The organism is Jannaschia pohangensis (assembly GCF_900113875.1).
Lineage (GTDB): Bacteria > Pseudomonadota > Alphaproteobacteria > Rhodobacterales > Rhodobacteraceae > Jannaschia > Jannaschia pohangensis.
Map to the genome: position 1 here is coordinate 21,996 of NZ_FORA01000008.1, position 20,369 is coordinate 42,364.

The window sequence follows — 20,369 nt, forward strand, 5'->3', positions numbered from 1 at the left end:
TTTCCTGCGTTCGAACTTCCGGCGTCCCTTGACGCTCCGGCGCGCACCGGGCGCAATCGACACGTCAATAATGGCAGTTATGTAAAACCGCTTTTGGCCGATACTACCGCTTCTTGCCCTGAAACAGCAGCGACAATAGGCCCAGGGTCGCCGATGCTAGGATCAGGAGCAGGGACACCGCGTTCAGGACCGGGGTCGAGCCTTGCTTCAGCTTGTCGAACATCGTGATGGTCAGGGGCGAGTCGGACCCGACGAGCATCAGCGTCGTGTTGAAGTTCTCGAAACTCATCAGGATCGCGACCACGGCCGAGGCGACGATGGCGGGCAGCAGGAACGGCAGGGTGATCTGGCGGATCGCGCCCCATTTGCTGGCGCCAAGGTTCAGGGCGGCTTCCTCGAGGCTTGGGTCGAACTTCTCGAGCCGAGCCGAGATCACCAGCGTGGCGAAGGTGGTGATGAAGGAGAACTGCCCCAGGATCACCAGGATCAGGCCGGGGCGCAACCCGTCGAACCACAGGCCCGTGGCGTCCTCCAGCGTGTTGGCGACAGAGCTGGAAAACACCAGGATTGAAATGCCGAGGACTACGCCCGGAATGATGAGCGGCAGCAACATCAGCATGTAGAGGAGCGACTTGCCGCGAAAATCGTGACGCACGAACAGGAAGGCGTTGCAGGTGCCCACGGCCACCGCCAGCCCGGCGACCCAGGTCGCCACGAAGGCCGAGGTTCCGATGGACCGCAGGATCGAGCGTTCGTTGAAGACCCCGACGAAGGGGGCCTCGGTGCCGAAGAACCAGGCCAGGGTGAACCCCTCCCAGGGCAGCGACGGGAAGACGCTGTTGTTGAAGGCAAAGACGCAGACCACCGTCAGCGGCAGCGCCAGATAGACGAAAAACGCCGTGACATAGGCCCGGTAGCACCATTTGGCGAAGGCGGGTTGCGGCACCGTGGGGATCATGCGCGCCCCATCGTGTCGGTCAGCGACTGGCGCGACAGTTTCAGGCCGACGAAGATCACCAGGGAGGACAGGGCAAGCAACAGGAAGCCGAAGGCGGACCCGAGCTCCCAATTAAAGCGGGTGATGAACTGGGTATAGATCATGCCCGTGAACCACAGGCTGTCCTTGCCGCCCAGAAGGATGGGCGTCAGGTAATTCCCGAGCGACAGCATGAACACGACGATGCAGCCCGACACGATCCCGGGCATCGCATGGGGGATGACGATTTCGCGCATCACCGCCGTGCTGCTGGCCCCCAGATCATAGCCCGCCTCGATCAGGCTGTCGTCGAGACTGTCGAGCGTGGTGACCAGGGGGACGACCATGAACAGGATCGAGGTATAGACCAGCCCCACCATGATCGCCGCGTCGTTGTAGAGCAGCTCGACCGGCCCGCTGACCAAACCCAGGGATTGCAACGCGTTCGAGATCACCCCGGTCTCGCGCAGCAGGATCATCCACCCGAAGGTGCGCACCAATTCTGACACCCAGAACGGGATCATGCACATCAAAAACAGCGTCGTCTTGGTGCGACCCCGGGTCAGCTTGGCGATGTAATAGGCAATGGGAAAGCCCAGGATCAGGGTCAGGGCCGTCGCCGCGATCGACATGATCGCCGTGCGCGCGAAGGTGCGCCAATAGAGCGGTTCGGTGAAGAACGCGGCATAGTTGGCGAACCCGGTCTCGTATTCGCGCGGCCCCACCTTTTCGCTGATCGAGACGACGAAGAGGCCGATGTGCGGCAGGATGATGAGAACGACCAGCCAGAGCAGGATCGGCGCCAGCAGCAGGTAGAACCCGAGACGAGAGGCATCGGCCCGCATCGTCACCCGCCCGTCGACGCATAGCAGCGGGCCTGCCGCGGATCCCACTGGGTAAACACCGTGTCACCGCGGCGCAGCGCCGCGAATTCGCCGGTCTGCGGCAGGGCGACCTTGAAGACGCTGCCGTCGTCGGCGCGGACGGTGACACTGCTGTTGGCCCCGTTGAAGAGGACCGAGTCGACCTGCGCTCGCTGCCGGTTGGGTCCCTGCCCCTCGCCCGTGGTGGCCAGGGCGATGGCCTCGGGGCGCAGGAACACCTGGGCTTTCTCTCCGACGCGCAGTCCCGTGTCGGCGGCCTCCACATGGATGTCGCCGCCCGCTTCGGCGGTCAGGGTCAGGGTGCGGCCATCGACGCGCGCAACCCTGGCATCGATGCGGTTCGCGTCACCGACGAAGCCCGCGACAAACGCGGTGGTCGGCGCGTGATAGACGTCATGGGGGCTGCCGATCTGTTCGAAGCGGCCCTTGTTCATGACGGCGATGTTGTCGCTCATCACCAGGGCCTCGGATTGGTCGTGGGTGATATAGACGAAGGTCGTGTTGAAGGCCGCCTGAAGCGACTTCAGCTCCACCTTCATGTGCTCGCGCAGCTTGAGGTCGAGCGCGCCGAGCGGCTCGTCCAGCAGCAGGACATCGGGCTCCAGCACCATGCAGCGCGCGATCGCCACCCGCTGCTTCTGGCCGCCGGACAGCTGATCGACCCGGCGCGCGGACACACCGGGCAGGCCGACACGCTCCAGAACGCTTTCGACCCGGGCGCGAATTTCGGCCCTGGGCACCCGGCGTTGCCGCAGGCCGAAGCCCACGTTGTCGCCGATGTTCATGGTCGGAAACAGGGCCAGATGTTGAAACACCATCGACACGGGGCGCTTGTTCGGTGGCACGCCGATCATCGACTTGCCCTTGATCCGAAGGTCCCCGCCCGATGGCGACTGAAACCCCGCGATCATGCGCAGCAACGTCGTCTTGCCACAGCCCGAGGGCCCGAGGATCGAAAAGAACGACCCCTGCGGCACGTCGAAGCTGACCTGATCGACGGCGCGGAAGGCGTCGTAATCCTTGGTCAGGTCACGGCATTCCAGATCGGGATGGGGGTCGGTCAATATGCGGCCTCTCGGGGTCGGAAAGGGCACCTTGCGGTGCCCTTTGCTTTGGTTCGATGGCCTCAGTTGGCGGCGTTGACGCGATCGAGCGTCGCGCCTTCCATCGCTTCCAATCCTGCGGGAACCGGCGGATACCACTTGATATTGTCGATGGCCGCCTGGTCGAAGCTGCCCTGATAGCGGGCTTTCAGATCGGCGCTGACCCCTTCGTCACCACCGACGGACGCGGTGAAATTGCCGGCCGAATTGGTGATCATCGCCGCGATCTCGGGGCGCATCACGAAGTTGATCCAGTCATAGGCCGCATCATCGGCTCGACCGCGTGCGGGCAGGACGAAGGTATCGATCCAGCCCAGGGCGCCGGCCTCGGGGGCGACGAAGGTGATGTCGGGGTTGTCCGCGTTCAGCTGCCAGCCGCCGGTGTCCCAGGCCATCGCGGCCACGACTTCGCCCGACCGCAGCAGGTTCTGGATCTCGTCGCCGCCGTCCCAATAGGTCTTCACGTTCGGCTTGCACTCGGTCAGCTTGGCCTCGACCTGATCGAGGATGCCCTGATAGGCCGCCGTGTCGCCGTAAGCGGCGAAGGGGTCCAGCCCCATGGAAAAGGCGAAGCCGATCAACGTCGGCCGCTTGAGGCGGTAGGACACCTTGCCCGCCACCGAAGCGTCGCAGAGGTCGATATAATCGGTCACATCGCCCGCCATCGCGGTGTTCACAACCAAGCCACTGGTGCCCCAGACATGGGGCAGGCCGTATACCTGACCGTCATAGGTGGTGTTGGCCGCCGTCGCCCCCAACATCGAGGGGATGAAAAGGTCGGCATTCACCTTCGACATGTCGATGGGTTTGTAGATGCCGAACTCTTCCTGCGCGCTGCTGATCCGGTCCTGGCTAGGTTGGGCCAGGTCGAAGCCGCCGCCGTTGGTGGCGCGCAGCTTGGCGATCATTTCCTCGTTGTTGGAGGTGGTGACCTCGACGGTGTGGCCGGTCTCAGCCTCGAACAGGGCGATCACGTCATCGGGGGCATAGCCGCCCCAGGTCAGCAGACGCAGCGTTTCCGCCTGTGCGCCTTGTGCGGTCAGGGCCGCGATGACGGCCATGGTCGATACGAATGAAATCTTCATGGTTCTTCTCCCTCTGTGTGAACTCTCGTCGTGCCGGTCAAAGACCGGATGTTTGTAACGGTGATGCGTCAGCCCCCAAGACAGGCCAGCAGCAGGGCGCGGGTATTCTCCGCCGTCATCTCGACGGGGTTTCCGCCTGTGCTAGGGTCGCGCAGCGCACCCGCCACGATGCGGTCGATATCGGGGTCGGTAACCCCAAGCGCGGTCAGCGTGGCGGGGATGCCGAGCGACGCGTTCAACTCATCGACATAGGCGCAAAACCCGTCGAACCCGCCCGCGATCCCCAGATAGTCCGCCGCCTGTCCCATCCGGGCCGCGATGGCCGGGCGGTTGAATTGCAGCACGGCGGGCATGCAGACCGCGTTCGTCGTGCCGTGGTGGGTATGGTACATCGCGCCGATCGGATGCGACAGGGCATGGATGGCGCCAAGCCCCTTCTGGAAGGCCGTCGCCCCCATGGCCGCCGCCGACATCATCTGCGCCCGCGCCTCGATATCCGTGCCGTCGGCATAGGCGCGCGGCAGGTATTCCTTGACCAGCCGCATGCCCTCGAGCGCGATACCCTGCGACATCGGGTGGTAATGCGGCGAACAATAGGCCTCGACGCAATGGGCAAAGGCATCGAGGCCCGTGCCCGCCGTGATGAAACCCGGCATGCCCACCGTCAGCTCGGGGTCGCAGATCACCACCGTGGGCAGGAACTTCGGATGGAAGATGATCTTCTTTTCTTCCGTCTCCGAATTGGTGATGACCGACGCGCGGCCCACTTCCGATCCGGTGCCCGCCGTGGTCGGGACGGCGACGATGGGCGCGATGGCATCGGCGTCGGCGCGGGTCCACCAGTCGCCGATATCCTCGAAATCCCACAGCGGGCGCGTCTGCCCGGCGAGGAACGCGACCAGCTTGCCCAGGTCGAGGCCCGATCCGCCGCCGAAGGCCACCACCCCGTCATGCCCGCCGCCCTTGTAGGCGGCGACCCCGGCGGCGGCGTTCTTCTCGTTCGGGTTCGGGTCCACATCGGCAAAGATGGCCCGACCCAGACCCGCCGCCTCCAGCAGGTCCAGCGTCCGGGTGGTGATCTCCATCCCCGCAAGGCCCCGGTCGGTGACCAGCAGGGGTTTCGCGATGCCCGCCACGCGGCAGGCGTCGGCGATTTCGGAAATGCGTCCCGCGCCGAACCGGATGGACGTCGGGTAAGACCAATTGGCGGTCAGCGTCATGTCTCAGGCTTTCTTCAGGTGATAGGATTTGGGACGGGTCAGGTTGTGGAAGCCGATCACCGACAGGCCGCCGCCGCGCCCGGTGTCCTTGCAGCCGGTCCAGCAGAGCGCAGGGTCGAGGTAATCGGCGCGGTTCATGAACACGGTGCCCGTCTCGATCTGGTCGGCAATCGCCTCGGCCCGGGCGGCATCACGGGTCCAGATCGACGCGGTCAGGCCGTACTTGCAGTCGTTCATCAGGCGGATCGCCTCGGCGTCGTCCTTGACCGGCATGATGCCCACGACCGGGCCGAAGCTCTCGTCGCGCATGACCCGCATGTCGTGGGTCACGTCGGTCAGAATCTGCGGCGTGAGGTAGGCGCCGCCATCATCCTCGGGAAAGGTCGCGATATGGGCCGTGGCGCCGTCGGCGATGGCCTCGGCGATCTGGTCGCGCACCTCCTGGGCGAAACGCACATGCGCCATCGGCCCAAGGGTCGTCTCGGGGTCCAGCGGATTGCCCAGTTTCAGGCCCCGGACAATCGCCACCGCCTTTTCCAGAAAGGCGTCGAAATGCTGCGCGGCGACATAGATCCGCTCGATCCCGCAGCAGCACTGGCCCGCGTTGTACATCGCCCCGTCCATCAGCGTCTCGGCCGCCGCATCCAGATCGGCATCGTCGCAGACATAGCCCGGATCCTTGCCGCCAAGTTCCAGCCCGATGCCCGTGAAGGTGCCGGCCGCCGCCTGTTCCATCGCCTGACCGCCCCCGACCGAGCCGGTGAAATTCACAAAACCGAAGGACCGGGCCGCGATCAGGTCAGAGGTCGTCTGGTGGTCGAGGAAGACATTCTGGAACACATCTTTGGGGACGCCCGCCGCATGGAATGCCCGGGCCATCCGCTCGCCCACCAAAGGCGTCTGGCTGGCGTGTTTCAGGACCACGGCATTGCCCGCCATCAGGGCCGGCGCGATGGTGTTGATTGCCGTCATGAAGGGATAGTTCCAGGGTGCGACCACCAGAACCACGCCATGCGGCACGCGCTTGATGACACGGCGGAAGGCGTCGCTGTCCTCGACCACGATGTCGGCCAGGGCGTCCTTGGCGATCTCTGCCATGTAGTTGGACCGCTGGTTGAAGCCGCCGAATTCGCCGCCAAAGCGGACGGGGCGGCCCATCTGGTGGGCCAGTTCGGGCACGATCTCGTCGTTCATCGCGCCCACGTTTGCGACCCCGGCCAGCACCAGCGCGATCCGGTCTTCCAGCGTCCGCGCGGCCCAATCGACCTGCGCAGCTCTGGCGCGCGCGACGGCGTCACGCGCCGCCTCGGCCGACAGGGTGGGTCGTTCCGCGTAAACGGACCCGTCAATCGGAGATATGCAGCGGATCATCTTCAAGCCCTTTCAAAGCCACGTGCGATTTCCCAATCGGTCACGACACGGTCGAATTCTTCCTGTTCCCATTCGGCGCAGCGGGTGTAGTGGTCGACCACATCGTCGCCCATGGCCGCCCGCAGAAACGTCGAGCCGCGCAGCGCCTCGGTCGCGGCCCGCAGGGTTCGGGGAATGTCCTGCGCCTTGGCGTCCTGATAAACGTCGCCGCGCGTCGGCGGGGCCAGTTCCATACTGTCCTCGATGCCCTTGATCCCGGCGGCCAGCATCGCGGCCTGCGCCAGATAGGGGTTCAGGTCGGAGCCGCCGATCCGGCATTCGACGCGAACGCCCTTGGTGCCATCGCCGCAAAGGCGGAATCCTGCGGTCCGGTTGTCGACGGACCAGACCGTCTTGGTCGGCGCGAAGGTACCCTTGGCGAAGCGTTTGTAGCTGTTCACGTAAGGCGCAAGGAAGAAGGTGTAATCCGGCGAATAGGCGATGAGCCCCGCCATGTAGTGCCGCATCACGTCCGACATGCCCAGGTCGTCATCCGGGTCATGGAACGCCGGCTCTCCGTCTTTCCAGAGCGACTGGTGCACATGGGACGAGCTGCCCACCTTGCTGTGGTGCCACTTGGGCAGGAACGTCGCGGCGTGACCCTTCTGCCAGGCGATTTCCTTGATCGCGTTCTTGGCGATCGTGTGATGGTCGGCGCAATCGAGCGCCGGGGCATAGCGGATGTTAAGTTCTTCCTGCCCGGTCTCGGCCTCGCCCTTGGTGTTCTCGATGGGCAGGCCCGCAGCAAACAGGTGATTGCGGATCGGGCGCATCACACCCTCTTCCTTGGTGGTCTGGAGGATGTGGTAATCCTCGTTGTAGCCGCTGACCGGCGACAGGTCGCGGAAGCCGCCCTTGCGGATCTCGTCCACGGTCTTCTCGAACAGGAAGAACTCCAGCTCGGTCGCCATCATCGCGTCGAAGCCAAGCTCGGCCAGGCGCGCGATCTGCCGTTTCAGGATCTGACGCGGCGAATGGGGCACCGGTTCGTGGGTGTGGTGATCGAGGATATCGCACAGCACCATCGCCGTCCCCTCGAGCCAGGGCAGACGCCGGATCGTGGTCAGGTCAGGGGCCATGACATAGTCGCCATACCCCTTTTCCCAACTGGTCGCGGCATAGCCCGGCGGCGTCGACATCTCCAGGTCGGTGGCCAGCAGGTAGTTGCAGCAATGGGTTTCCCTGAACGACGTTTCCACGAAATTGACGCCATGGAACCGCTTGCCGAGCAACCGCCCCTGCATGTCCGGAAAACAGACCAGAACCGTATCGATGGACCGGTCCGCCACCGCGGTCTTGAGCGCCTCGAACGTGAGATTGCCAGCCATGTCGCCTCCCCTTCCCCGTGTTGGACCCACCCCGCAGAGGCCTGCGGGATGGTGTGATCTGTCTGCGCCGCCCTATTCGAAATTGTAAGGGGCGCCGGCCTGGTTGATGACGCTGTTGTACTCCTTGAAGATGTTGACGATCTTCTGGTGCACTTCGCCTTCCTGGGCCACTTCTTCCCAGAACTCCTTGGCGGCGTTCTCGACCTCGGCCCATTCGTTCGCGGGAACCGAGCGCAGCGCCAGCTTGTCGCCATTGGCGCGCAGGGCCGCTTCGCCGCCCCAATACCACTGGTTGCGATAGGTGTGCCCGGCCTCGGTCGCGGCCATGACGATGGCCTTCAGATGCTCGGGCAGGTCGGCCCACCGTTGCTCGTTCACGAACCACGACCCGATCCAGGCCCCCGAGATGTTGTTGGTCAGGAAGTAGTCCGTCACATTGGCCCAACCGACGGTGTAATCCTCGGTGATGCCGGACCAGGCCATGCCGTCCAATTCGCCGGTCTGGACGGCGACTTCGGCGTCCTCGTAGGGGATGTTGACCGGCACGACGCCGAACTTCGCCAAGAACCGCCCCGCCGTCGGGAAGGTATAGAGCCGCAGGCCGTCGAGGTCGGCGACGCTCGTGATCTCCTTGGTGGTGTTGAAGTTGCACGGGTCCTGCCCCGCCGCCGACAGCCATTTGACCCCGACCTTGGCATATTCCTCGTCCCAGATTTCCTTCAGGCCGTATTGGTTGAAGAGCACCGGCACATCCAGAATGTGCTTGGTCGCGAAGGGAAAATAGCCGCCGAACTGCTGAAGCGGCGTGGGCGAAGCCATGGAGTCGTCGTCCGAATGCACCCCGTCGATGGTTCCGCGCTGAAGCGCTTGGAACAGCTCGCCCGTGGGGACGATCTGGTCTGCATAGAACAGCTCGACCTCCAGCTCGCCGTTGGCGGCGGTGTTGATGTAGTCGATGACCGGCTTGGTCACATGCTCACCCAGGGCCGCCCCCGCATAGGTCTGGAAGCGCCATTTGATCGCTTCCTGCGCGCGGGCAATGGATGGCGCCGCCAGTGTGGCGGCCCCGGCAAGGCCCGCATTCCGAATGAAATTACGTCTTGTCGTCATGAGACTCTCCTTGTCTGGTTTCAGCTCCGTTGGCGGAGTTCTTGGGTTTAGTTTCCGTAAACATACGTCGGCAGCCACAGCGCCAGCCCGGGGAAGACCATCACGAGGATGAGCGCCCCGACCATCACCAGCACGAAGGGCCCGATGGATCGATAGATGTCCTGAATACTGATCTCGGGAGGGGCCATCGCCCGCATCAGGAAGAGGTTATAGCCGAAGGGCGGCGTCATGTAGGCGATCTGGCAGGTGATCGTGTAGAGGATCCCATACCATATCAGATCGAAGCCGAGCGCGCCGACCAGCGGCACATAAAGCGGCGCGACGATGACCAGCATGGCGGTGTCATCGAGGAATGTCCCCATCAGGATGAAGCTCAGCTGCATCAGGATCAGGATCACCCAGGGGTTCAGGCCAAGCTGTTCGGTGAACAGGTTCTCGATGGCCTTGACCGCCCCCAGACCATCGAACACCGCGCCGAAGGCCAGGGCGGCCAGGATGATCCACATGAACATGCAGGTGATGCCCAGGGTATTGCGAACCGAATTCTCGAACACCTCCCGCGTCATCCGCCCCTTGAGAACCGCCGCCATGAACGCCGTGATCGCCCCGATGGCCGAGCTTTCGACAAGCGACGTCCAGCCATTGACGAAGGGCACCATCATCACCGCAAAGATCACCAGCGGCAGCAGACCGGCGCGCAGCAGGCGCAGCTTTTCCGCCAGCGGCAGGTCGCGCTCCGCCTTGTCCAGCGCCGGGCCAAGGGCCGGGTTCTTCCAGCAGCGGACAACGATATAGAGGATGAACATCCCCGCCATCATCAGCCCCGGAACCACGCCCGCCAGCCACAGCTGCCCCACCGGTTGCCGCGCGATCATCGCATAAAGCACCAGCACCACCGAAGGCGGCACCAGGATGCCCAGGGATGACCCCGCCTGGATCACCCCCGTCACCATGCGCTTGTCGTATCCGCGTTTGAGAAGTTCGGGCAGCGCGATGGTCGCCCCGATGGCCATGCCCGCGACACTCAGCCCGTTCATCGCGGAAATCAGCACCATCAACCCGATCGTCCCGATGGCCAGCCCGCCGCGCAGGCCCCCCATCCAGACGTGGAACATCTTGTAGAGATCGTCTGCGATCCGCGACTCGCTCAGGACGTAGCCCATGAAGATGAACATCGGCAGCGTCAGCAACGGATACCATTTCATCAGCTTCATCGCGGCCGCAAATCCGATATCGTGGCCGCCCCGATCCCCCCACAGCAGCAATGCCGCCACCACGGCGACAAAACCGATGGCCCCGAATACCCGCTGCCCGGTCAGCAGCATCAGCATCATGGTCGAGAACATGAGCGTGGCGATCATCTCATAGGGCATCAGATGTCGGCCCCACGCAGGCGCAGGATGTCCTTGAACAGCTCCGACACGCATTGCAGCAGCATCAGCGCGAAGCCCACGATCATCACCACCTTGATCGGCCACATGTAGGGACGCCAGGCCGACGACGACCGCTCCAGCGTGCCGACCTCCTCGGTGCCGATGACGACACCGGCCAGGAAGGACACCGGCGCATCCTGCCAATAGCCGAGCGAATAGGCCGTGGAGCCGATGGCGCCGTAAAGCAGCACGCAGAGATAGAAGATCAGGAACAGCACGGTGACCGCGTCGAACCAGGCTTTGCGCCGAACCGACCAACCGCCATAGAGCAGGTCCATCCGCACGTTCGACCCCAGTTGCAGCGAATAGGGCCCGCCGAGGATGTAATAGCCGACCATCACGAATTGCGCCATTTCCAGCGTCCAGAGCGTGGGCAGGAAGAACGTCTTGCTGACCGACGACCACAGAAGCACGCCCATGAGAACGAAAATCCCGTACATCGCGACCCGGCCCAGACGGTAGTTCACCGCATCGACGCCACGGATATAACCGCGCATCACGCCCTGCATGCCGCGACCCCCAGGGACTCCAGCGCCCGGCTGATCCACCCGGTCAGCGTCTGCGCCATCGCGGCCTGCGACGCGGCATCGGCGATCAGGTCATTGCGCACCTCGATCATCACGTTCAGGTGGCCATGCCGGATCGCATGTTCCCTGAGTGTATGCGTCACCCCGTCCTCGGGGCCATAGGGCACGTTGCGCCGCACGTCGTGGCCACCCGCCACCTGCAACATCGCATCGGCCAGGCGGCTGTCGCTGTCGTGCAGGATGCCGATTTCCACGTCCCGGACGACGCCGTGAAAGACGGGCGTGAAGCTGTGCACGGTGATGACGATGGCCTCGCTCCTTCGCGCCACCTCGGCGGCCAGCCGGTCGCGGAAGGGCGTGTAATAGCGCGCGACCCGCGCCTGCCGCGCCGCGTCGCTCAGGTCGCGGTTACCGGGCAACTCGTAAGCCTCGCTGCGCGCGGGCATCGCGTCGGGCGCGGTCGGCGGGCGGTTGCAGTCGTAAACCAGCCGCGACACCGTCGCCGAGACCAGCACCGCATCCAGGGCCTGCGACAGGTGTTCGGCCACCGCCATCGCCCCCGGATCCCAGGCCACGTGACTGCGCAAGGCTTCGGGCGTGGCCCCCAGATCGTTCAACGCCGCCGGGATGTGGGCGCTGGCATGTTCGCAGACCAGAACGATCGCCGACCCGGCTTCGCCGCGCGACACCCGAACATTGACCGCATCATCATCCGACAAGACCATGGCAACCCCCGGTGTTAGGGTGGTTGCCAAGACCCCGAGATGTCAACACAATTGTGAAAGAAATATAACACGTCGATCCGCGCTGTTATATCTGTGAATAAAATTGAGGCGCCGATGACCGAGACCGCACAAACCATATCGGATCGCATTCACCAGATGCTCGACGATCTGACCCGTGCCGAGCGTCAGCTGGCCTTGTCGGTTCTGGAAAACTACCCGGCCTCGGGTCTCGGCCCCCTCGCCATGCTGGCCAGGGATGCAGAGGTGTCGGTGCCCACGGTCGCGCGCATGGTGCAGAAGCTCGGCTACAAGGGCTACCCCGAGTTCCAGGCCGGCCTGCGCGAGGAGCTCAAGGCGCGCGGCAAGACCCCGATCGCCAAGCACGACACCTGGGCCGAAGCCGCGCCCTCGGGCCATATCCTCAACCGCTTCACCGAGGCCGTGATCGACAACATCCGGCTCACCCTGGGGCAGATCGACCCCGCCTCCTTCGACCAGGCTTGCGCCCTCATCGCGGACGAGGCGCATCACCTCTATATCGTCGGCGGGCGCATCACGCATACGCTGGCCGAATATCTTTTCCTGCACATGCAGGTCATCCGCCCCGACGTGACCCATGTGCAATCCACATCGAATACCTGGCCGCACTACCTGCTGAACGCGAAAGAGGGCGATGTCTTCGTCATCTTCGACGTCCGGCGCTACGAGAACAACACCCTGAAGCTGGCCGAACTGGCCCATGCCCGGGGCGCGCGGATCATCCTGATGACCGATCAATGGCGATCCCCGGTGCATCAACTGGCCACCGTATGCCTGAGCAACCGGATCGTCGTGCCCTCGGCCTGGGACAGCGCGACGACGATCATGCTGTTGCTCGAGACGATGATTTCGGCGGTCCAGACCCTGAACTGGTCCCAGACCAAGGCCCGGATCGAGGAACTGGAAGACATGTTCGACCAGACCAAGCTCTTCCGCAAATTCACCTGACGCACGCGTCAGCCGCCGTCGACCCGCACCTGTGTCCGCGCCGACCGGCCCGCCGCGTCGATCACCGTCAGCGTGACGAACCCGTTGCGCGCCACATCGACCAGCGTTGCGCGCCCGCTCTCGTTCACGGCCACGGGTCGCCCGTCGGCCAGCCAGGTGAACGGCGGCCGCCCGTCCCGAACCTGGGCGGCCAGGGGCTGACCCCCGGTCACCACCACCGCACCGTCGGGCGGAAAGGCGATGGCCGGCGCATCCGCATCCGCCAGCAGGCCCGCCCCCCGGACCGAGAAGCGCTGCAACGGCGCCGGAAGCTCTGCGTTCGTCACGGTCAGCGTCTCGGGCGGTGCGGGCGGCAGGGGCACGCGATCCCGCGCGATGCGGGCGAAGGCGCGGAACATCACCGGCGCGGCCAGATCGCCGCCGAATGCGCCCGGCACCGGCGTCCCGTCGGGCCGACCCATCCAGACGCCGACCACATGGGCCCCGTCCCACCCGATGGCCCAGGCGTCGCGGTGCCCATAGGATGTGCCCGTCTTCCAGGCCACATCGCCCGGCTCCGCCCCCGACGGCGGCACCAGATCGGCCAGCACATCGCCCACCTGCCAGGCGGCGGCAGCCCCGGTGATGCGCCCTGCCTCCGGCCCGCCCTGCCCCGGCAACGCGCTCAGCGTGACACGCCCGCCCCCGCGCGCCAGCGTCGCGTAAAGCTGCACCAGACCCTCGAGGTTCATGCCCACACCGCCAAGCGTCACGGCCAGCCCGGGTGGCCCGCCCGGCAGCTCTGCCCGCGCCCCCGACCGGCGGATGGCCGACATCACGCGCGCGGGCCCCACCCCCTCGGCCAGCTTGACCGCCGGAATATTGCGCGACAGTTGCAGGGCCGCGCGGGCGCGCATCGTGCCCTGGAACGTGCCGTCGAAATTCTGCGGAACCCATGTGCCGAAGGTCGTCGGCACGTCGTCGATCAGGGTTTCGGGATGCGCCATTCCAAGATCGAAGGCCAGCGCATAGACCAGCGGTTTCAACGTCGACCCCGGCGAGCGGAGCGCCTGCGTCATGTCGACGAAACCGGCCCGCGCGTCGTTGTCGTAGTCCGCCGACCCGACGCTGGCCAGGATCTCGCCGCTGTGATGGTCGGCGACCAGGATGGCGATACCAAGCCGTCGTCCCTGCCCCGCCACCGCCTCGGTCGCCAGCCGTTCCAGCCGCGCCTGCAACGCGCCGTCCAGCGTCGTCGCGACGCGGCCCCCCGCACTCAGACGGTCGGCCAGATGCGGGGCCCGGGCCGGGAAATCGCGCCGCCGCGCGGGCACGGCTTCGGCCAGGGCCGCATCCCGCGCTTCGCCGTCGATCAGGCCCAGGTCGGCCATCCGCCACAGCACCCGGTCGCGCGCCGCGCGGGCCACATCGGGCGCGCGGTCGGGCCGCCGCGTCTCGGGCGATTGCGGCAGCGCGACCAGAAGCGCCGCCTGCGCCGGGGTCAGCCGCGCAGGCTCCTTGCCGAAATAGGCCAGCGACGCGGCGCGCACCCCCTCAAGGTTTCCCCCGAACGGCGCGCGGGCCAGATACATCGCCAGCACCTCGTCCTTGGTCAGAAGCCGCTCCAGCGCCAAAGCCAGCCGCGCCTGTCGCAGCTTGCCGTACCAGCTTCCGGTCGGACCGTCCTCGATCAGGCGGGCGACCTGCATCGTCAGGGTGGACGCCCCCGATACGACCGTCCCGTGACGAACGCCCTGCACGGCGGCCCGCACCACGGCGCGCGGATCGACCCCGGCGTGGTCGCGAAACCGGCGATCCTCCCAGGCGATCAGCATCGCCACATAGAGCAGATCAACCTCCCCCGCCCCGACCGCCATGCGCCAACGCCCGTCGGCCACGGTATAGGCCCGGAGCAGCGCGCCCTCCCGGTCCAGCACCTCCGCCGACGTGGCGACCGTCAGGGGCGGCACCGCCGTCCGGTCCACCCAATCGTCGAAGGCGCGCCACCCCGCCCCGATGGCCACCATCAGAGCCAGGGCCAGAAGCGGGCCCCGGCGGCGCATCACTCCGTCACCTCGATCCGGCCCGTCGCGGTATGGGCACGGAACCGGGGGCGGTACATATCCTCGACCGATGCCGCCGGGTGGTGGTACCGCCCGGGCGACACCGCGCGCACGATATAGGCCAATCGGAACGCCTCGTCCGACCGCCAGTCGACCTGCGCCAGAAAGCGGTCGCTGCGGAACTCCGCATTGGTCACATTTTCCACGGTGTCCAGCCAGTCGAGCGCATCCACATCCCCCGACCGCATCAGGTTCGGGTTGTCGATCTCGAACCCGGCGGGCAGCGGGTCATCCACCATCAGCCGCGCTTCGGTCCGCGTGACCGGGCGCACCTCCAGCACGGTAACAAGGCGCGTGCCCGTCGCCACGGACCCGGGATCGGCCGGTTCCCCCTCGAGCGTGTAATACCGCCGGGTGATCGAATACCCCTCGCCCCCCGCCGGTTCGGGCACATCGGGAACGCCGAAGGTCGTCACGGTCAGGGTCGCGGGCCGCGCCGTGGCGTTGCCGACGACGACCGGGGCCGCGGTGGTATCCGCATCCAGCACCCGAACCAGCAGGCCATCGGGGGTGCGGCCATCGACCGTCAGCCCGCCGCCCGGCGCATCCGTCAGCAGGGCATTGGCCGCAAGCAGGGTCCAGACCGCCTCTTGGGTGGAGCGTCGGTCGTTGCCGGTCAGGGGCGCAATCGTCCGGGTCAGCGCGTCACGGTCCAGAGCGTTGCTGCCCGCTTCGACCGCCAGGGTCAGAACCGCGGCACTGTCGCGCAGATGGGTGCCGTAGTCGGCGCGCCAGACACCGGCCCGGTCCTGCGACCGCCCCAACTCCCGCCCCGCCCGGCTGAACATCGCATCCGCCCGCAGCGGATCCCCGTAAGAGGCAAGCGCCGCGCCAAGCTGCGCCAGCGCCAGGGGTGTGCCGAAATCAGCGGCCTTGGTATCGGCGTAATAGCGCAGGTCGGCCACATTCGCCGCCCCCTCGCGCGCCAGCACATAGAGCGCATAGGCGATCTCTTCGCCGCCGCCATTGTCGCCGCCGCCGAAGTCGGGCGCGGAATTGACCCGGTTGCGCAGGTTGTCGAGCGCCTGGCGGAAGGCGATGTCCGGCACCGCCACCCCCGCCGCGCGGGCGCGCGACAGGAAATCGGTGACATAGGCATCAAGCCAGAAATCCCCCGAGGACGGACCCCAAAGGCCAAAGCCTCCCTCGGACGACTGATTGGCCAGGACCTTGGTCACCGCATCGGCCAGACGCGCGTCGATACCCGCCCGGGTGCCAATGCCCATGGCCCCGGCCACATCCGACAGATACAGAAGCGGCAGCGCGCGGCTGGTCAGTTGCTCGGTGCAGCCATAGGGATAGCGGTCCAATGCCTCCAGCAGGCCCGGGGTGTTGAACTGCGCCATGGCCCCCGCCGTCAGGGTCGCCCGTCCGGTGCCCGCGCGGAAGCCGTCGAAGACATTCGCGTCGAAGGTGAAATTCGCCCCCGCCGCCAGATCGAACCGGCTGGTCCGATGCACCTGCGGATCGTTCAGGCGCACCGGCAGAGTCAGTTGCTGCGCCAGACGCACACCCCCCGGCGTGGTCAGAACCACATCGACGGCATAATCCCCGACCTCGCCCGCCATGACGGGAACAGAGAACACCTGCTTGCCGCCTTCGGTCAGATCGAAGGACGGGGGCAAGGTGCCCCCCGCAACCCCTGCCCCGCTGACCGAAAGCGATGCCGCTCCGGTCGGCCCGGTGGCATGGACCACTTCGAGCAGCATCCGCGACGTGTCGCCGGGTGCCAGGAACCGGGGCAGCGTCGCCGTCACAACGACCGGGTCGCGCACCAGGATATCCCGCTCGGCCTGCCCCACGCCGGTCGCGGACCAGACGACAGCCATCAACCGCACCGTTCCGTTGAACGACGGGAGCTTGAACGTCGCGCGCGCCACGCCGTCGGCCCCCACCTCGACCGGGCCGGTGGCATAGGCGACCAGCTCCTGCGTGGGGGGAGGCGATTGGCGCGACATGCCCGCCTCGGCGTCGCCGCCCGAACGCATCCGTCCCATTTCGCCGGAATTGCCGTCGATCAGGCGTCCGTACAGGTCGCGGATGCCCACGCCCAGTTTGCGCTGGCCAAAGTAATATCCCGACGGGTCCGGGCTCGCGAACCCGGTCAGATTCAGGATGCCCAGGTCGACAGCGGCGATGGTGGCATAGGCCGTCTCGCCTGCCGCGATCCCGTCAACGGCCAGTGCTACTTCCAGCGGGCCGCGCGGCGCGACCTCGTCCCCGCCCTGGAACCGGGCACTCAGGCGTCGTGACCCCGGATCGACCGAAGCATAGGCCAGGCCAAGCGCGCGGGCCGGTTCCGGCACGGCGCCCGCGCCCGCATCTTGCCCGGGTCGCAGGACCGTGGCGGTGACATAGGCGCCGGCCCCCCAGTCTTCGGTCACCGGCATGTCGATCACCGTCTCGCCCGCCGACACCTCGACCGCCTTCATGTCGATCAGGCGGTTCGACACCACCGTCACCAGCGCCGTGCCCGCATAGCGTGGCACGATCCGCAGCCGCGCGGTGTCGCCGGGCAGATAGGCCGCCTGGTCCAGCGACACGTCCAGCGTGTCAGGCGTGTCCGCCGCCGCCGCCGAGACATACCATCCGGCATAGAATGACACCGAAGACGAGACCGGAGCGCCGCCGCCCAGACGTTCGACCACAATCTCGTACTGACCCCAATCGACCGGGGCCGCCACCCGCGCGGGCGCCCCGGTCAGCGTCGCCTCGCCGGTGGCGATCCGGCTGCGGCTGGTGATCGGATCCCAGTTCCAGCGCCCGCCGATGGAATACCACTGATACCGCGTCTCGACCCGGTTGATCGTCCAGCGGACGGGCAGGTTTTCGTCGCCCGTCGCGATCAGGCGGAAGCCGGCTTCTGCCCCCTCGGGCACCACGTCGTCAAACTCCGGCGCGATCCCGATCAGCGGCCCCTCCGGTTCCAGCGCCCGGGTCACCTGCCGCTCGATCGGGCGGCCCGACCCTTCGGACACAAGCACCGTAAAGACGGCCTCGAGCGGTGCGTTGCGCAGCTCCATCTCGGGGAAGGCGACCGACAGCGTCGCCATTCCGGCCGCATCCGTCGTCACACCGTCCAGCGACCGCGACCGGATATCCGCCGGGTCGTCATATCGTCCGAAGCTGTAGCCCGGGAAATCGGCAAGGCTCCGCACCACGCTGACCCGCACATCCGCCTCGACCGGCAGATCGGCGGCGGGGGCCCCGAACAGATAGCGCGCCGCCACCGTCAGCGGCGGACGCGCGTCAAGCCTCAGCGGCCCCTCCGGCAGGGTCAGCTCCGCGTCGATCCGCTCGGGCAGGAAATCCTCGACCAGAACCTCCGACGTGGCCAGCGGCGGCACGTCGGGATCGATGTGATAGGCCAGCCGCCAAGTTCCGCGCGGCGCGGTATCGGTCAGGCGCAGGCGGAAGACATGGCCCCCCGCGCGGCCCTCGGTACTGACCGTGCGGCTCCATTCCACGCCGTCCGGGCGCGACAGGATCAGGGTCAGCGGCACCTCCGGCAACGCGGTCGCGCCATCGTCGCGCACCAGCGCTGTCGCCACGATGGTATCGCCCGCGCGGTAGGCGCCCCGGTCGGTCGCCGCGAAGATGTCCACCGGCCCCGCAGGTTCGCGCCCCTCGACACCCCGGTCGGACAGGTCGAACTCCGGGTCGGTCAGGGGCAGGAAGGCCATGTCGTCCGGCGCATCCTCGGCCCCGGTTTCCGCGACCAGCATGGCCGGCGCCGATCCCGCCGTTCCACGGGTCAACGCGGCGGGGAAGCGCGCCACCCCCTCCGCATCGGTCACCGCCTCGCCCAGGACCGCATTGGCCCGCGACACCAGCGTCAGGCGCACGCTCTCCGTTGCCCCGGCCGTGGCCAGCGAGCGGACGAAGACGTTCAACCCGTCGACCCCTTCCAGCGTGGTCAGGCCCAGATCGCTGACCACGAACCACTGCGTCGCGGGCGGATTGCGATCGGGGTCATCGTCGGTGATGCTGGCCTGCAAGGCATAGATGCCGGGGGGCAGGCCACCCGCCGCCTCACCGATGGGCAGACGCGTGGTGACATCGCGGTTCAATTCGCGCGCCAGCTCGGCGGTGCCGCGCCAGACCTCCTGCGAAATCTCGGTCGCAAACTCCTGCTGCTGATAGTCGGAAATCGGACGCCCGAACATGTCCTGCTGGATCGCGCGGATCACGCTGCGGTCGGAGATCCGGCGCAGCACCAGATCCGCCGCCTCGGCGTTCACGCCAACCACCGGGATCGCCACCGGCCCGCCCGACGGCAGGACATAGCCCCGCCCGGGAAAGCGCACCTGACTGGTGCGGTCGCGCACGTACAACGTCTGCGTCACTGATTTGGCCAGCGTCTCGCCACTGGCCGCCGGAAGCCCTTCGCGGAAGGTGACGTCATAGCGCTGGCCATGTTCCACCCCGTCCAGACAGAGGCGCGCATCCGATGCCTCGACCGCAAGGCCGGGGGCCTCGATCTGCACGAAGGGGGCGTAGTCGACGCCGGCCTGAACCAGCTCTTCGTTGAAATCGACGCAGATGCGCGGCTCCGCGCTGTCGCTTTCCACCTGGGTCCCCGAAATGCGGAAGCCGAATTTGCCGATGGCATCGTCCAGACGCGCCGCGATCCGTTCGCTTGCCGTCAGATCAGCGGCCAGACGCAGCACCGGGATCATGTCGCGCCCCCGATCCGCCGTCTCCAGCGCGTCGGCCAAGGCCACCAGAGCATCGGCCCGCAAGGCATCCGTGTCGGCCCGCAGATAGCCGTTGATTGCCGCGGGAATCGCCCTGCGGCGAAGGGTAAACCGGTCGTTCCGGTCCGTCTTGCCCGCGGCCAGCGACGCCCGGGAATAGAGCGCCCAAAGCTCCGACGTATCCGATATGGCAAGCGCTTGCCCGGCATAGCCGAGCGCAGCCGACAGGTTGCGATTGGCCAGCGCCGACCGCGCCAGCGCGGCCAACTCGGAGGCGGACACAGTGCCGATGGGATGGCGGTCGGCCAGAGCCAGCGCCTCGGCCCGGGCGGCGGCGATTTCCTCGGCATCCAGAAACGACAACTCCCCCGCGCGCGTCCGCGCCAGGGCCAGATCGGCGGCGTTGCGCTCCACGATCTCGCCCGACACCGCGCCGATGAACTCCTCGGCCGTGCCCACCTGCGATTTCGGGAAACAGGCGTTCGACCGTTTGTTGAAGGTAAACGCCGTGCATTGCGCGTCGCCAAGACAGGTGTTCCGGCAGAATTCATAGGTGGTGTCGAAATACGAGCCCAGGTCCGCGCCGGGCAGATCGACGTTGTCGGTGATGATCAGGCGCCGCTCGGGGATGGCCTCCTGCGCCAGGGCTGCGGGCGCAAGGCCGATCAGACAGAGCATCCATATGGCAGTGAGACGACGCATCGCAATTCCCCCCGGGTGGTCCGGTCAGGCCCGGACGGGTCCAGCCTGTCACGCCGACCGCGCCCATGGCAAGGGACCGC

14 protein-coding genes are annotated in these 20,369 nt (G+C 66.5%); 1 reads left to right on the forward strand and 13 read right to left on the reverse strand.

Translation table 11 applies throughout. The features are described 5' to 3' along the window. Window positions 1-103: 103 nt before the first annotated feature. The 11 genes from BM002_RS17990 to BM002_RS18040 form a co-directional block, all read right to left on the reverse strand. Window positions 104-958 carry an ABC transporter permease gene (locus BM002_RS17990; protein ID WP_092784726.1) on the reverse strand — a complete coding sequence of 285 codons (855 nt, stop codon included), beginning with the start codon at window positions 956-958 and terminating at the stop codon, window positions 104-106. Beyond that, window positions 955-1,821, reverse strand: coding sequence for an ABC transporter permease (locus BM002_RS17995; RefSeq protein ID WP_092784729.1), 867 nt, complete (start codon window positions 1,819-1,821; stop codon window positions 955-957). Before BM002_RS17995 ends, BM002_RS17990 begins: the two co-directional genes overlap by 4 nt. 2 nt (window positions 1,822-1,823) lie before the next feature. Further along, a complete protein-coding gene (locus BM002_RS18000) occupies window positions 1,824-2,924 on the reverse strand; it encodes an ABC transporter ATP-binding protein (RefSeq protein ID WP_092784732.1) in 1,101 nt (366 codons plus the stop codon). Window positions 2,925-2,986: 62 nt separating this feature from the next. Further along, the gene (locus BM002_RS18005) at window positions 2,987-4,048 is read right to left on the reverse strand and encodes an extracellular solute-binding protein (protein WP_092784735.1); all 1,062 of its coding nucleotides are present in this window, start codon (window positions 4,046-4,048) and stop codon (window positions 2,987-2,989) included. Between the two features lie 68 nt (window positions 4,049-4,116). Continuing rightward, window positions 4,117-5,268, reverse strand: a complete 1,152-nt coding sequence (locus BM002_RS18010; RefSeq protein WP_092784738.1) for an iron-containing alcohol dehydrogenase — start codon at window positions 5,266-5,268, stop codon at window positions 4,117-4,119. 3 nt (window positions 5,269-5,271) lie between these two features. Next, complete coding sequence (locus BM002_RS18015) at window positions 5,272-6,639, reverse strand: aldehyde dehydrogenase family protein (protein ID WP_092784741.1); 1,368 nt, start codon at window positions 6,637-6,639, stop codon at window positions 5,272-5,274. 2 nt (window positions 6,640-6,641) lie between these two features. Beyond that, window positions 6,642-8,006, reverse strand: coding sequence for a glutamine synthetase family protein (locus tag BM002_RS18020; protein ID WP_092784744.1), 1,365 nt, complete (start codon window positions 8,004-8,006; stop codon window positions 6,642-6,644). A gap of 72 nt (window positions 8,007-8,078) precedes the next feature. Then, complete coding sequence (locus BM002_RS18025) at window positions 8,079-9,116, reverse strand: TRAP transporter substrate-binding protein (RefSeq protein ID WP_092784747.1); 1,038 nt, start codon at window positions 9,114-9,116, stop codon at window positions 8,079-8,081. A 47-nt stretch (window positions 9,117-9,163) separates the two neighbouring features. Beyond that, window positions 9,164-10,489, reverse strand: a complete 1,326-nt coding sequence (locus BM002_RS18030) for a TRAP transporter large permease (protein ID WP_092784750.1) — start codon at window positions 10,487-10,489, stop codon at window positions 9,164-9,166. Continuing rightward, window positions 10,489-11,058: a TRAP transporter small permease subunit gene (locus tag BM002_RS18035; protein WP_092784753.1), complete on the reverse strand. Its 570-nt coding sequence runs from the start codon at window positions 11,056-11,058 to the stop codon at window positions 10,489-10,491. Before BM002_RS18035 ends, BM002_RS18030 begins: the two co-directional genes overlap by 1 nt. Next, window positions 11,046-11,801 (reverse strand): N-formylglutamate amidohydrolase, encoded by a 756-nt coding sequence (locus tag BM002_RS18040; RefSeq protein ID WP_092784756.1) that lies wholly within the window; start codon window positions 11,799-11,801, stop codon window positions 11,046-11,048. Before BM002_RS18040 ends, BM002_RS18035 begins: the two co-directional genes overlap by 13 nt. A gap of 114 nt (window positions 11,802-11,915) precedes the next feature. Between BM002_RS18040 and BM002_RS18045 the strand changes: the two genes are divergently transcribed. After that, entirely contained in the window at window positions 11,916-12,788 is an 873-nt protein-coding gene (locus BM002_RS18045) for a MurR/RpiR family transcriptional regulator (RefSeq protein ID WP_092784759.1), read from the forward strand. Between the two features lie 8 nt (window positions 12,789-12,796). Here the strand turns inward: BM002_RS18045 and pbpC are convergent, their stop codons facing one another. Together pbpC and BM002_RS18055 are read right to left on the reverse strand one after the other, a co-directional pair. Beyond that, on the reverse strand, window positions 12,797-14,830 hold the full coding sequence (gene pbpC / locus BM002_RS18050) for a penicillin-binding protein 1C (RefSeq protein WP_092784762.1): 2,034 nt from the start codon (window positions 14,828-14,830) through the stop codon (window positions 12,797-12,799). Beyond that, the gene (locus BM002_RS18055) at window positions 14,830-20,289 is read right to left on the reverse strand and encodes an alpha-2-macroglobulin family protein (RefSeq protein ID WP_092784765.1); all 5,460 of its coding nucleotides are present in this window, start codon (window positions 20,287-20,289) and stop codon (window positions 14,830-14,832) included. Before BM002_RS18055 ends, pbpC begins: the two co-directional genes overlap by 1 nt. Window positions 20,290-20,369 lie beyond the last annotated feature (80 nt).